Here is a 12,467-nt window from a genome sequence, read left to right on the forward strand (position 1 = left end):
ACGGGATGGCTGAGCGTTCCGGGATCGCGGTGCCGGGCGGTCCGGCCTCTCAGGCCGCGGCCTTCCGCCCGGCCAGGACCGCCGGCCCGGTCTCGCCGAGGTCGAAGAACAGCCCCGCCATCAGCCCCAGCGCCTCGCGTGTCGGCGCTCCGAGCAGGTGCTCGTCCGGCGCGTGCTGCGAGCAGGCCGGGTAGGAATGCGGCACCCACAGCGTCGGAAGCCCGAGGATCTCCGAGAAGGCGTCGTTCGGCAGCGAGCCGCCGAGGTTCGGCAGCAGGGCCGGGCGCTTGCCCGTGCTGGCCTCGATCGAGGCCAGCGCCCAAGCCACCCACGGATCCTCGACCGGCAGGCGGGTGGCGCGGAAGACCTCGGTGCGGGCCTGCCGCACCTCGACCATCGGGAAGCCCTTGGCGTCGAGGTGCCGGCGGATCGCCGGCAGCAAGTTCTCCCAGTCGGTGCCGACGACGAAGCGCAGCTGCATCGTCGCCTTGGCGGAGGGCGGCACGGCGTTCTGCGGCCCGTCCGGGTCGCCGCACTTGAAGGCCAGCACCTCCAGGGTGTTCCAGCCGAAGACCCGCTCGGCCGGGGAGAGGCCGGGCTCGCCCCAGCCCTCGTCGATCGCCGGGGCGTTCGGGTCGCCCCCGACCGTGATGTCGGCGAGGGCGGCGCGCACCCCCTCGGGGATCGGCGGCGGGCGGAACGCGTCGAGGAGGATGCGACCCTGCCCGTCGACGAGGCTCGCGATGGCGCTCGCCAGCACCGTGCCGGGGTTGCGCAGGAGCCCGCCCCAATTGCCCGAATGGTGGCCGCCCTCGCGCAGGTCCACCACCAGCTCGAAGGTGTAGCCGCCGCGGGAGCCGAGGAACATCGTCGGCCGCGCGGCCTCGATCCGCGGCCCGTCGGAGGCGATGAGGAGATCGGACTTGAGCGCCGGGCCTTCCGCGCGGCAGACCTCGCGCAGGCCCGGCGAGCCGGCCTCCTCGCCCATCTCGATCAGTAGCTTGACGTTGAAGCCGAGCTTGCCGCCGCGGGCCTGCATCACCGCCTCGAGGGCGCCGAGGTTGATCAGGTGCTGGCCCTTGTTGTCGGCGGTGCCGCGCCCGTACCACCGCTCGCCCTCGACCACGACCTCGAGCGGGTGCAGCCCGGCGCGCCACTGCTCGGGGTAGTTCCGCACCGTGTCGCCGTGGCCGTAGGTGAGCACCGTCGGCAGGTCGTCGCCCTCGTGCCGGGTGGCGATCAGGAACGGTCCCTGGCCCGCCTTCGGGTTCTCGACGATCCGGGTCTCGAAGCCGAGCCGCGTCGCCAGCGGGATCATGAACCGGTCGAGATAGGCGGCGAGCGCCGGCCCCTGGTCCGGGGCCTGGCTCTCGGTCGGCAGGGCGACCGCCCGGCGCAGCACGGCGAGGAAATCGCCGTCGTCGTAGTGCCGGTGGGCCAGCGCGATGGCGTCGCGTCGCGACATGGGCAGGACTTTCCGTAAGCGAGTGGGAAGGACGAACGTCAGGTCTCGACCGGTGCTCAATGCCGCCCTTCCGGCGCGGTGATGTCGCGCACCCCGTCGCCGAGCAGGTTGATGCCGAGCACCAGGACCAGCAGGGCCACGCCCGGGATGGTGATGACCCAGGGCTGGAAGAACATGTACTGCTTGCCCTCGGCGATCATCAGCCCCCAGGACGGCAGCGGCGGCTGCACGCCGAGGCCGAGGAAGGAGAGCGCCGCCTCGAGCAGGATCGCGTGCGCCATCTCCAGGGTCGCCACCACGATCAGCGCGTTGAGGATGTTGGGCAGGATCTCCTGGGCGAGGATCCGCACCGGCCCGAAGCCCGAGGCCCTGGCCGCGGCGACGAAGTCCTGGGCCCGCACCTGCCGGGTCGCCGCGCGGGTCACCACCGCGAAGCGGTCCCAGAGCAGGAGGCCGAGCACCAGCACCACGACCTTCAGCGAGCCGCCGACCAGCGAGGCCATGGCCAAAGCCACGAGCACCACCGGCATCGCGAGCCGCGTGGTGACGACGTAGCTCACCACCGCGTCGACCCGGCCGCCGTAATAGCCGGCCAGCACCCCGAGCGTGGTGCCGATCACCCCCGAGATCAGGGCGGCCGAGAGGCCGATCAGCAGCGAGATCTGGCTGCCGTAGATCAGGCGGCTGAGATAGTCGCGCCCGAGCTTGTCGGTGCCGAGCCAGTGCTCGGCGCTGCCCTTGGCGTGCCAGAACGGCGGGATCAGCCGGCGCGACACGTCCTGGGCGTAGGGGTCGTGCGGGGCGATCAGGGGCGCGGCGAGCGCCGCGAGCAGGATGAGCCCGACGATGCCGGCACCGATCAGGAAGCCGCCGTGGGACAGCCCGCGCCCGAGCGCGATGGCGGCGGGCGAGCGCGAAGGGGGCAGGGCGGTCTCTGGCAGGGCGGTCTCGGCAGGGGGCGATGCCGTCGCCGGCGCTCGGGCGAGGGGGGAGGCGGGCCGGACGGTCATGCGCGCAGCCTCGGATCGAGCAGGGCGTTGAGGAGGTCGGCGGCCAGCGTCAGCGCGATGTAGATCATCGCCAGCACCAGCACGATCGCCTGGACGACGGGGAAGTCGTTGCGGGCGATCGATTCCCAGGCGAGCTGGCCGAGGCCCTGGAGCGAGAACACCGCCTCGATCACGATCGAGCCGCCGAGCATGAAGCCGAACTGCACCGCGGCGAGCGCGATCACGGGGATCACCGCGTTGCGGAGCGCGTGGCGGATCAGGATCTTGCGCGGGGGCAGCCCCTTGGCGCGGGCGGTGCGGACGTAGTCGGAGGACAGCACCTCCAGCATTCCGTTGCGGGTGACCCGCATCACCGCCGGCATCGCGTAGTAGCCGAGCGCCACCGCCGGCAGGATGAAGTGCTTCCAGGTCGCGTTGCCGGAGACCGGCAGCCAGCGCAGGTTGACGGAGAAGATCAGGATCAGGGTGAGGCCGAACCAGAAGCTCGGCATCGCCTGCCCGAGCACCGAGACGGCGAGCGCCGTCCGGTCGATCCAGGTGTCGCGGTGGAACGCCGCCAGGACCCCGAGAGGGATGGCGACGAGGAGCGCCACCGCGAGCGCGATCACGCCGAGGGTCAGGGTGACCGGCAGGCGGGCGGCGAGCAGGTCGGTCACCTGCTCGGGGAAGTAGAACGAGCGCCCGAAATCGAGGTGGAGCGCGTGCCAGCCCCAGGACCCGAACTGGACCACCAAGGGCTGGTCGAGCCCGTGCTGGGCGCGGATCGCCGCGACCTGCTCGCCCGTCGCCTCCGGGCCGGCGATGGCGGTGGCGAGGTCGCCCGAGAGGTGGAGGAGCAGGAAGCTCGCCATCGAGACGGTCAGCGCGACGCCGACCGCCACCAGGAGGCGCCGCAGCGCGAAGCGGAGCACGGCGCAGCCCCTACTTCTTCCAGGAGGCCGCGTAGAAGCGCGGCACCTCGTCGGTCTGCGCGGCGAAGTCGAGGTCGGCCGTGAAGGCGTAGTTCGACGGGTAGGAGAACATCGGCAGGGCGTAGGCTTGCGCTCCGATGCGCTTGAGCGCCTCGGCGTACTTCGCCTTGCGGGCGGCCGGATCGACGCTGGTGTCGCCGGCCTGGAGGTCGGCGATCACGGTCGGATCGCGGGCCAGGTCCTCCTCGCCGCCGCGGAAGTAGATCCCGGTGAAGCCCGAGACGTCGTTGATCGAGAACGAGCCCCAGGTCTGGTAGCCGATCGAGGTCTTGCCGGCCCGCATCGCGTCGCGCATGGCGGCGTAGCGCAGGTAGTTGAGCTTCGCCCGGATGCCGACGGCGCGCAGGTAGCCGATCACCGCCTCGGCGTAGTCGCGCTCGCGATAGGCCGTGAGGTCGATGTCGAAGCCGTTCGCGTAGCCGGCCTCCTTGAGGAGCGCCCGCGCCTTGGCCGGGTCGTAGGGATAGGCCGGCACGCCCGCGTCGGTGCAGCCGAACTGCTCGATGAAGCACAGCGCGTTCATCACCCGGGAGCCGCCGCGCACCAGGTTGTCGACCATCGCCTTGCGGTCGATGGCGTAGGAGATCGCCTGGCGCACCCGCACGTCCTTGAGGGGCGAGTTCGCGACCGCGCGGCCCAGCACGTCGAATTGCAGGAAGCCGACCCGCATCGTCTCGGCGGAGACGACGGTCAGCGTCGGGTCGCGCTTCAGCTGCTCGGCCTGGTCGGTCGGCACGCGCCAGATCCAGTCGATGCCGCCGGTCATCAATTCGGCCATCCGGCTGTCGCCGTCCGGGATGATGCGGAACTCGAGCTTGCCGATCTTCGCCTTGCCCGCCGGGCTGCCGGGCCAGTACTTATCGTTGCGCACCATCTTCACGCCCTTGCCGCTCTCGGCGGAGACGATGCGGTAGGGGCCGGTGCCGACCGGGGCCTTGCTGAAGCCGTCGAGGCCCACCTTCTTGAAGTAGGCGGCCGGCAGGATCGGGGTCGGGCCGGACAGGTATTCGAGGGCGGCCGGGAACGGCGCCTTGAGGTGTATGCGCACGCCGTGCGGCCCGGTCACCTCGGTCGACTTCATCCAGTCGACGTTGCCCTTGGTGATGATCTTCGCCTCGGGCGTCAGTACGTAGTTGAACGTGAAGGCGACGTCCTCGGGCGTCAGGGGATCGCCGTTGTGGAAGGTCACGCCGTCGCGGATCGTCAGGTCGAGGGTGACCGGGTCGACCCAGGTCCAGGCGGTGGCGAGCATCGGCTGATGCGCGCCGGTCTTCGGATCGCGGTAGAGGAGAGTGTCCCAGACGTTGCGGGCGAGGATCACCCCCTCGCGCAGGTTGTTGTGGTAGGGGCTCAGGTTCTCCGGCTCGCTGTCCGAGGCGTAGACGAGCGTGTCGTCGGCCTTGCCGGCGAGCGCCGGGCCCGCCGCCCCGGCGAGGAGGAGGCCCGCGAGCAACCCGCCCGCCAGCCCTCTTCCAGCCAGCCCTCTTCCCGCCAGTCCTCTTCCCGCAAGTCCTCGGCCCATCTTGCGAACCCGCCCCGCTTCGATCCGTGTCGACATGTCGGCTCCGCCTGATCGGGGGCAGCGCGGGCGTCGCCACCCGTCATGTTGCACTGCCGCAAAATTCATCGTGCCAGGATGTTGCGCAGATCCGATCGCAACAAGTCGAATTTGTCGATAGGTTCGTTGCCGAAACGGCAAGGCAGGAGTGGACGGTGCAGACCACGGCGTTGCGCTACTTCCTGGCGGTGGCCCGCGACGGCTCGATCGCGGCGGCCTCCGGCCGGCTCAACGTCGCCCCCTCGGCGATCAGCCGCCAGGTCGCCAACCTCGAGGCCGAGCTCGCCTGCCCGCTCTTCGAGCGCCGGCCGCGCGGCATGGTGCTGAGCCAGGCCGGCGAATTGCTGGCCCGCCACGCCCACCAGGTCCTGTCGAGCGCCGAGCAGGTCGTCACCGAGATCCGCGAGCTGGAGGGCCTGTGGCGAGGGCTGGTGCGGGTCGCCTGCACCGACGCCTTCGCGGTCGACCTCGTCCCGAGCCTCGTCGCCGAGTTCCACGGGCGCCATCCGGGCATCCGGTTCGAGCTGAGCGTGCTGCCGCCGGCCCAGGTCACCCACCGGGTGATCCAGGGCGATGCCGATCTCGGCATCACCTTCAGCCTGGAGCCGTCCGCCGACGTCGCGGTCGCCTATCGCACCAGCCTCGCCATGGTCGCCCTCTGCGCACCCGACCATCCCCTCGCCGGGCGCCGGCTGATCGGCCTCACCGACGTTGCCGCCCATCCGGTCGCGCTCCTGCCCCGCGACACGACGCTGCGCACCATCCTCGACGCGGCCTGCGCGGCGGAGGGCATCGCCATCGAGCCGGTGCTGACCGCGAACGCCCTCTCGGCCCTGCTGCCCTTCGTGCGCCGCACCCGCGGGCTGACCCTGGTCTCGTCGATCGCGCTCCAGGGCGAGGTCGAGCGCGACGCGTTCCGGGCCCTGCCGATCCAGTCGCGGCGCAGCCTCGCCCGCGGCATCGAGGTCCAGACCATGCGCGACCGGCGCCTGCCGCGGGCGGTGCAGGCCTTCCTGACCGCTCTGGTGGCGGCGTTGCCGCGCGTCGAGGGATGAGGGAGACCTTCTCGCATCCGAACCGAGGCCGCTCTTCTAACGTCACTACGCTCCGTTAAAACTAATTCCGGTTTAACGATCGTTAGATCTCACCAATTGCCAGGATAAGTTCCGCCATGCGCCCTTGTCTCAAAGATATTTCGCCATAGCTGTCACGGTATCCGTTCCACCGAGATCGAGAAACGTTTCGCCATGGTGAGCCGTGTCCTGCGCCTGACCGTCATCTCGCTCGCGATGCGCAGCAGTATCATTGGGACTATCGTCCTCATGCTGGCGGTGGCCGGCGTGGTCGGCCTGATGCTGCGGGACGTCGAGGCGGAGATGCTCCGCCACGCGACCGACGCGCTCGAGGGCAACGTGCGGCTGCTGAAGCGGACGCTCGCCGACGAGGGCGCGTCCGCCGACTTCGCGCTGGTGGACGGGCGACTGACGATCGGCTCCCACGTCGTCGGCGCGGCGGAGCCGGCGGTCGACCGCGTGCGGGACGTGATGGGCGGTACCGCGACGGTGTTCGCGGGCGACACGCGGATCGCCACGACCGTCCTCAACCCGGACGGCTCCCGCGCCATCGGGACCAGGCTCGCGCGCGGTCCGGTCCACGAGGCGGTCCTCGGCCGGGGCGAGACGTATCGCGGCGAGGCCGTCATCCTCGGCATTCCCTACCTGACGATCTACGAGCCGATCCGCGATGCCCGCGGCGGCGTGATCGGCATCTTCTATGCGGGCGTCAGGAAGAGCGAGTACTACGCCCTGCTCGACCGCATCCGGGGCCAGTCCGTCGGGCTCGGCCTCGCGATGGCTCTGGCCGGCGCCGCGATCCTCTGGCTCAGCCTGCGCCGTGCGGTCGCGCCCCTGCGCAAGCTCGATCACGCGATGCGGCGGCTGGCGGCGGGGGATGTCGCGACCGCCATCCCCGGCGCGGAGCGACGCGACGAGATCGGCGCGATGGCGGCCGCCGTGCAGGTGTTCAAGGACGGCCTGATCCGGGCCCGAACCCTGGAGGAGGAGACCGTCCTCGCCCGCGCCTCGGCCGAGGAGCAGCGCCGCGCCGGCATGCGCCGGATGGCGGACGCCTTCGAGCAGGCGGTCGGCGGCATCGTCGGCCGGGTCTCGGCCTCCGCCACCGAGCTGCAGGCCACCGCCCAGGCGATGACGGCGACCGCGACCCAGACCGCCGCCCAGTCCACCGCCGTCGCGGCGGCGGCCGAGGAGGCTTCCTCCAACGTCGGCACCGTCGCGGCCGCGGCCGAGGAGCTCGGCGCCTCGGTCCAGGAGATCGGCCGCCAGGTCGACGGCTCGGCGCGGCTGGCGCAGGCCGCGGTCGCCGAGGCCGGACAGACCGCCCACCAGGTCCGGGCGCTGACCGAGGCGACCGCCCGCATCGGCGACGTGGTCGGGCTGATCTCCTCGATCGCCGCGCAGACGAACCTGCTGGCGCTGAACGCCACCATCGAGGCGGCGCGCGCCGGTGCTGCCGGCCGCGGCTTCGCGGTGGTGGCCGCGGAGGTCAAGGAACTCGCCGGCCAGACGGCCCGCGCGACGGAGGAGATCACGAGCCAGATCGCGGCGATCCAGGCCTCGACGGGTCAGGCGGCCGGCGCGATCGGCACGATCACCGCGCGGATCGAGGAGATCTCGGGGGTGGCGACCTCGATCGCCGCGGCGGTGGAGGAGCAGGGCGCGGCGACCCAGGAGATCGTCCGCAACGTCTCGCAGGCGGCCTCCGGCACCGGCGAGGTGACGGGCAACATCGCGGGCGTCGCAGCGGCGGCGGAGGAGACCGGGGCGGCCGCCTCCGAGGTGCTCGCCTCGGCTTCCGAGCTGTCGCGCCAGTCCGAGCACCTCTCGGCGGAGGTGGCGCGCTTCCTCGGTACCGTGCGGGCGGCCTGAGAACTGCGCTGCCGCCGTGCCGTCGCGGTTCTCCCCCGCGATGTGGAGTTGACGGCCAGGCTCGCCCTCGCGAGACTGGCCGGACGAATCGACGATCGGAGTCGATCGATAGGGTTGCGATGGACCTTGCGTCCCACTCTGCTTGACGAGAGGCCCGCCGGCGCGCGCGGCCCGGGCGAGACGACGACGGCATGACGTCGATCGCGGGCCTTCCCGACTTCCTCGTCTATCTCGGCACGGGCGCAGGTCTGACCGGCCTCTACCTCGTCGTCTACACCCTCGCGACGGCGCATAACGAGCTCGCGCTGATCCGCCGGGACGTGACGGCCGCGTCGGTGTCGCTCGGCGGCAGCCTTCTCGGCTTCACCCTGCCGCTGGCGGTCGCGATCTACAACGCCCGCTCCGTCCTCGATTGCCTGGTCTGGGGCCTCGTCGCGCTGGTGGTGCAGGTCGGGGTCTACTGGCTGGTCCGCCTCGTCCTGCCGGACCTGTCGCGCCGGATCGAGGACGATCGGATCGCGGCCGCCCTGCTGCTCGGCGCCGCCTCCCTCGCCGGCGGCGTGCTGAACGCCGCCTCGATGACCTACTAGGGTGTCATGAGCGAGCCCGCGCCCGCCTCTCCCCCGGATCCCGCCCGCCGCGCCAAGCGCTCGGCCGCCATCTCCCTGGTGCTCGTCGCCGGGGCCGGCGCCACCGCGATCGGGCTCGCGCGCCTCGACCCCTCGCAGCGCGACGAGGACGTGCTCGTCTACGGCTCGCTCGGCGCCTGCATCGCCGACCGGGTCCGCACCGAGCAGGCCTGCACCGAGGCCGAGGCCGCCGCCCGCGCCGCCTACGCGGCGAGCGCGCCGCGCTACGAGACCCCGGCGGAGTGCGAGCGCCACCACGGCCGCGGCGGCTGCGTCCCGGGCGCGACGGTGACGCCGGCGGCGCAAGGCCGGTTCCTCCCGGTGATGGCCGCCTTCATGATGGGACGGACCGAGGAGCAGGACCTGCCGGTCCAGCCGCTCTACGCCCACGCCCCGGAGGAGGAGCGGCACGCCCATGGCGGCACGGCCGGCGGCTACTGCACCGGCTCGGGTGCCCGGGTCGTCGCCGCGGGCGGCACCTCGCGGGTCCACGTCTCCAGTGCGGTCGCCCGCAGCACGACCTCGAGCCCGCGCACCGTCGCCCGCGGCGGCTTCGGCGGGACCGGGCGGGCGGTCGCGGCGATGGGGAGCGGGCACGGATCCGGGGGCGGCTGATGCGCCGCGTCGCCACGCCAGAGCGGCCCGACTGGCGCGAGCACGCGGCCCGGGCCGGCTTCCACTTCCACTCCTTCGACGGGGCGCCCTACTGGGACGAGAGCGCCCACTACGCCTTCGGCCTCGCGGAGATCGAGGACGACATCGAGGCGCCGAGCCGCGAGCTGCACGCGCTCTGCCTCGCCTTCGTCGAGCGGGCGGTCGAGGATGGCGGCATCCTCGCCTCCTTGGGAATCCCCGAACACGCCTGGGACGCGATCCGGGCGAGCTGGCGCCGGCGCGACCCCGCGCTCTACGGGCGCCTCGACCTCAGCTACGGCGGGGCCGGCACCGGGCCGGCGAAGCTCCTCGAGTACAACGCCGACACGCCGACCGCCCTCTACGAGAGCGCGGTGTTCCAGTGGCTCTGGCTCGAGGACGGGCTCGCCCGGGGCCGCCTGCCGGCGGGCTGCGACCAGTTCAACGCCCTGCACGAGCGGCTGGTCGCGCGCTTCGCCGCGATCGCGTCGACCCGCGCCATCGCCTTCACGGCCTTTGCCGACGCGCCGGAGGATCGCGGCACGGTCGCCTACCTGCAGGATTGCGCGCTCCAGGCCGGCCTCGCGGCGCCCTTCCTGCCGCTCGAGGCGATCGGCCTCGATTCCGACGGATGGTTCGTGGACGCGGAAGGGCGGCCGATCGAGGCCCTGTTCAAGCTCTATCCGTGGGAATGGGTCTTCGCCGACCCGTTCGGCCGGGCGGTCGGGGCCTCGCCGACCCGCTTCGTCGAGCCGCCCTGGAAGGCGGTCCTGTCCAACAAGGGCATGCTCGCCCACCTCTGGGCGATGGAGCCGGGCCACCCGAACCTGCTGCCGACCTTCCTCGAGGCGGACCCGGCCAGGGCCGTCCTCGGCGGGAGCTTCGTCAGGAAGCCGCTCTACGCCCGGGAGGGCGCCAACGTCCTGATCCTGCGCGACGGCGCGGTCGCGGCGCGGGTCGAGGGGCCCTATGGCGGCGAGGGCTACGTGCGCCAGGGCCTCGCCGCGCTGCCCCGCTTCGAGGGTCGCCACGCGCTGGTCGGCAGCTGGATCGTCGGGGACGAGCCGGCCGGCCTGTGCCTGCGCGAGGGCGACGGCCCGATCACCACCGACCGGGCCCGCTTCGTGCCGCACGTCATCGACCCGTGATCGTCCCCGCGGGAGGCGACCGCGCTCAGGTCGCCGCCGCCCCGCAGCACGCCCCGGTCTCCTTGAGCGGGCACAACGCCCCGCAGGACGCCACCCCCGGCAGGCGCCGGCGCAGGCAGCAGGTGCGCCGCCGCCGCCCGCCGCCCGCCGCGCACAGGGCCTGGGCGAGAGGATTGCGGGGGCAGGGAGGCCCGCCGCACCAGCCGAGGCAGGTCGCGACCTCGGGGCAGGCCAGGGTCTCGGGCTCGCCGAGCTCGCGCGCGACGTGGTCGAGGATCACCGCCGCGTTGCCCCAGATCACCCGGGGGGCGATGCCGCACTGGGCCCGGCACAGCTCGACGAAGGGCCGCAGGTGGTCCTCGACGAGGCCCGCGAGGCCCGGGGAGGCCTGCCCGGCGGAGCGGCAGGGCGAGGGCCGCGCCGCCTCGGGCTGCACCAGGAAGCGGGCCGGGCGGCCGGCGGCGTCGAGCTCGAGGCTCGTCGTCGCGAAGGCGAGCGGCAGCGGTGTCCTCAGGCGCACCAGCGCGGTCATGACCGGGGTGGCGAGCGGGGCGAGGTAGAACTGGCTCCAGTACGAGACGAGGGCCCGCCGGTCGGTCGTGCCCGGCGCCGCCCCGAGCCCGGCCTCGAAGGCGGCGAGCGTGGCGTCGAACACGGCGGGATCGCGCAGGGCGACGAGGGGCGTCGCGGCCGGCCCGCCGGGGCCCGCCGCCACGCCCTCGCGGTAGGTGCCGAGCGAGGCCGGCACGATCGCGGCGATCTCGGGGATCATCGCGCATCCGCCCGGTCGGCCCGCAGGGTGCGGGCGATCGTGAGGACGAGCCAGGCGAGCGCCGCGGCGTAGAGCGGCATCGTCGCCGCGAAGTAGACCGGCCAGCCCGCCCAGCCGGCGAGCGCCGGGGCGGCGACCCGCAGCGGCATCGCGGCGAAGAAGGCGGCGCCGAACAGGAGCGCGTAGTCGGTGGCCGGCCGCGGTCCTTGAGCCCAGCGGTAGATCATGTTGAACACCGGCACCCCGAGGAAGCCGCCGAAGACGAAGTTCAGGACCGTGGCGGTCACCGCCAGCTCCTGGGACCGCAGGGCGGAGGCCGCCGCCATCAGGCCGCCGGCGGCGAGCACCCCGAGGCCGCCGAACGCGACGAGCCGCACGGTGCCGAAGCGGGCCGCCAGGCCGCCGGCCACCAGCGCCATGACGAGGTTGACCCCGGGCAGGACGGTGCCGGTCAGCGCCCCGACCCGGGCCAGCGGCACCCCGAGATCGAGGAGTGCCAGGGTGTTGGGCCCGGCGATGAGGTAGGCGGCGGCGAAGTAGGCGCCGAGCGCGGCGATGCGGCCGGCGAGCACCCGCAGGCGGGCGAGCGAGCCGGACCAGCGCTCCGGCACGCCGCCGAGCCCCTGACGCCGCGCCTCCGGATAGGCGAGGATCGGCACGAGGCAGAGCGCGTCGAGGGCCGCGCAGGCGAGCACCGCCGCCTTCCAGCCGAGGGCGTCGTAGGAGCCGACCAGCACCCCGACCCCCAGGATGCCGCCGAGCGAGGCGCCGCAGAGCTTGGCCGAGGCGACGAAGGCCCGCCGCTCCGGCGGCACCGTCTCGACCACCAGGGCCTCGAGCGCGATGTCCATGGTGGCGGCGCAGGCGCAGATCGCGACGGCGAGCGCCAGCAGGGCCGCGAGCGGCCAGTGCTCGCCGAGGCTGAGGACCGCCAGCAGCGCGACCGTGGACCCTTGCGCCGCGACGATCCAGCCGAGGCGCCGGCCGAGGAACGGCAGCCGCACCCGGTCGAGGAGGGCGGCCCACAGGAAGGTCAGGCCGACCGGCAGGTTGATGAGCTGCAGGAGCCCGACCTCGGCGAGGTCGAGCCCGCGCGCCCGCAGGATCAGCGGCGCCCCGCCGGCCAGGAAGCCGAGCGTGGCCCCGAAGGTCACGTAGAGGCAGAAGAAGGGGCCGAGCGGGCGCAGGGCGGCGAGGACGCCCCGCGTCTCGCGGATCGCGAGGGAGGACGTCACCGGACGGCGGATCCCGCGGCCGTCGTCCGGAGGGGGGCGTAGTTTGGAATGAGACTAATTCTTCTTTGGTTCCAGTGACTTGCAGATTACGAGGACGGGGC

At 73.0% G+C, this 12,467-nt stretch carries 11 protein-coding genes; 5 read left to right on the forward strand and 6 right to left on the reverse strand.

The features are described 5' to 3' along the window. Positions 1–49: 49 nt before the first annotated feature. From DK419_RS10975 to DK419_RS10990, 4 genes are read right to left on the reverse strand one after another with little or no spacing between them, the layout of a single operon-like run. Complete coding sequence (locus DK419_RS10975) at positions 50–1,465, reverse strand: M20 family metallopeptidase (RefSeq protein WP_109959105.1); 1,416 nt, start codon at positions 1,463–1,465, stop codon at positions 50–52. Positions 1,466–1,521: 56 nt separating this feature from the next. Then, on the reverse strand, positions 1,522–2,475 hold the full coding sequence (locus DK419_RS10980) for an ABC transporter permease (protein WP_109959106.1): 954 nt from the start codon (positions 2,473–2,475) through the stop codon (positions 1,522–1,524). Further along, a complete protein-coding gene (locus DK419_RS10985) occupies positions 2,472–3,386 on the reverse strand; it encodes an ABC transporter permease (protein ID WP_109959107.1) in 915 nt (304 codons plus the stop codon). Before DK419_RS10985 ends, DK419_RS10980 begins: the two co-directional genes overlap by 4 nt. Positions 3,387–3,396: 10 nt before the next feature. Beyond that, positions 3,397–4,968 carry an ABC transporter substrate-binding protein gene (locus tag DK419_RS10990; protein WP_109959108.1) on the reverse strand — a complete coding sequence of 524 codons (1,572 nt, stop codon included), beginning with the start codon at positions 4,966–4,968 and terminating at the stop codon, positions 3,397–3,399. 191 nt (positions 4,969–5,159) lie between these two features. Here DK419_RS10990 and DK419_RS10995 point away from each other — a divergent pair, with 191 nt between their 5' ends. The 5 genes from DK419_RS10995 to DK419_RS11015 all read left to right on the forward strand — a co-directional run bounded on the left by DK419_RS10995 (position 5,160) and on the right by DK419_RS11015 (position 10,359). Further along, positions 5,160–6,059 (forward strand): LysR family transcriptional regulator, encoded by a 900-nt coding sequence (locus DK419_RS10995; protein WP_109959109.1) that lies wholly within the window; start codon positions 5,160–5,162, stop codon positions 6,057–6,059. A 192-nt stretch (positions 6,060–6,251) separates the two neighbouring features. Beyond that, positions 6,252–7,949 (forward strand): methyl-accepting chemotaxis protein, encoded by a 1,698-nt coding sequence (locus DK419_RS11000; protein WP_245442904.1) that lies wholly within the window; start codon positions 6,252–6,254, stop codon positions 7,947–7,949. Between the two features lie 191 nt (positions 7,950–8,140). Continuing rightward, positions 8,141–8,539 (forward strand): DUF350 domain-containing protein, encoded by a 399-nt coding sequence (locus tag DK419_RS11005; RefSeq protein ID WP_109959110.1) that lies wholly within the window; start codon positions 8,141–8,143, stop codon positions 8,537–8,539. A gap of 6 nt (positions 8,540–8,545) precedes the next feature. Beyond that, entirely contained in the window at positions 8,546–9,193 is a 648-nt protein-coding gene (locus DK419_RS11010) for a DUF1190 domain-containing protein (protein WP_109959111.1), read from the forward strand. Next, entirely contained in the window at positions 9,193–10,359 is a 1,167-nt protein-coding gene (locus DK419_RS11015; RefSeq protein WP_109959112.1) for a glutathionylspermidine synthase family protein, read from the forward strand. The genes DK419_RS11010 and DK419_RS11015 overlap by 1 nt, the downstream gene beginning before the upstream one ends. A 25-nt stretch (positions 10,360–10,384) precedes the next feature. Here the strand turns inward: DK419_RS11015 and fhuF are convergent, their stop codons facing one another. Continuing rightward, positions 10,385–11,131, reverse strand: a complete 747-nt coding sequence (gene fhuF / locus DK419_RS11020) for a siderophore-iron reductase FhuF (RefSeq protein WP_109959113.1) — start codon at positions 11,129–11,131, stop codon at positions 10,385–10,387. Beyond that, on the reverse strand, positions 11,128–12,366 hold the full coding sequence (locus tag DK419_RS11025; protein WP_109959114.1) for an MFS transporter: 1,239 nt from the start codon (positions 12,364–12,366) through the stop codon (positions 11,128–11,130). The genes fhuF and DK419_RS11025 overlap by 4 nt, the downstream gene beginning before the upstream one ends. Positions 12,367–12,467: the final 101 nt, after the last annotated feature.

Origin of the sequence: Methylobacterium terrae, assembly GCF_003173755.1 — a bacterium.
GTDB classification, from domain to species: Bacteria; Pseudomonadota; Alphaproteobacteria; order Rhizobiales; family Beijerinckiaceae; genus Methylobacterium; species Methylobacterium terrae.

Excerpts from the sequence above, each read along its gene's own strand:
- DK419_RS10975 (WP_109959105.1), bottom strand. The coding sequence starts at position 1,465 with ATGTCGCGACGCGACGCCATCGCGCTGGCCCACCGGCACTACGACGAC.
- DK419_RS10980 (WP_109959106.1), bottom strand. The coding sequence starts at position 2,475 with ATGACCGTCCGGCCCGCCTCCCCCCTCGCCCGAGCGCCGGCGACGGCA.
- DK419_RS10990 (WP_109959108.1), bottom strand. The coding sequence starts at position 4,968 with ATGGGCCGAGGACTTGCGGGAAGAGGACTGGCGGGAAGAGGGCTGGCT.
- DK419_RS11000 (WP_245442904.1), top strand. The coding sequence starts at position 6,252 with ATGGTGAGCCGTGTCCTGCGCCTGACCGTCATCTCGCTCGCGATGCGC.
- DK419_RS11005 (WP_109959110.1), top strand. The coding sequence starts at position 8,141 with ATGACGTCGATCGCGGGCCTTCCCGACTTCCTCGTCTATCTCGGCACG.
- DK419_RS11010 (WP_109959111.1), top strand. The coding sequence starts at position 8,546 with ATGAGCGAGCCCGCGCCCGCCTCTCCCCCGGATCCCGCCCGCCGCGCC.
- DK419_RS11015 (WP_109959112.1), top strand. The coding sequence starts at position 9,193 with ATGCGCCGCGTCGCCACGCCAGAGCGGCCCGACTGGCGCGAGCACGCG.
- fhuF (WP_109959113.1), bottom strand. The coding sequence starts at position 11,131 with ATGATCCCCGAGATCGCCGCGATCGTGCCGGCCTCGCTCGGCACCTAC.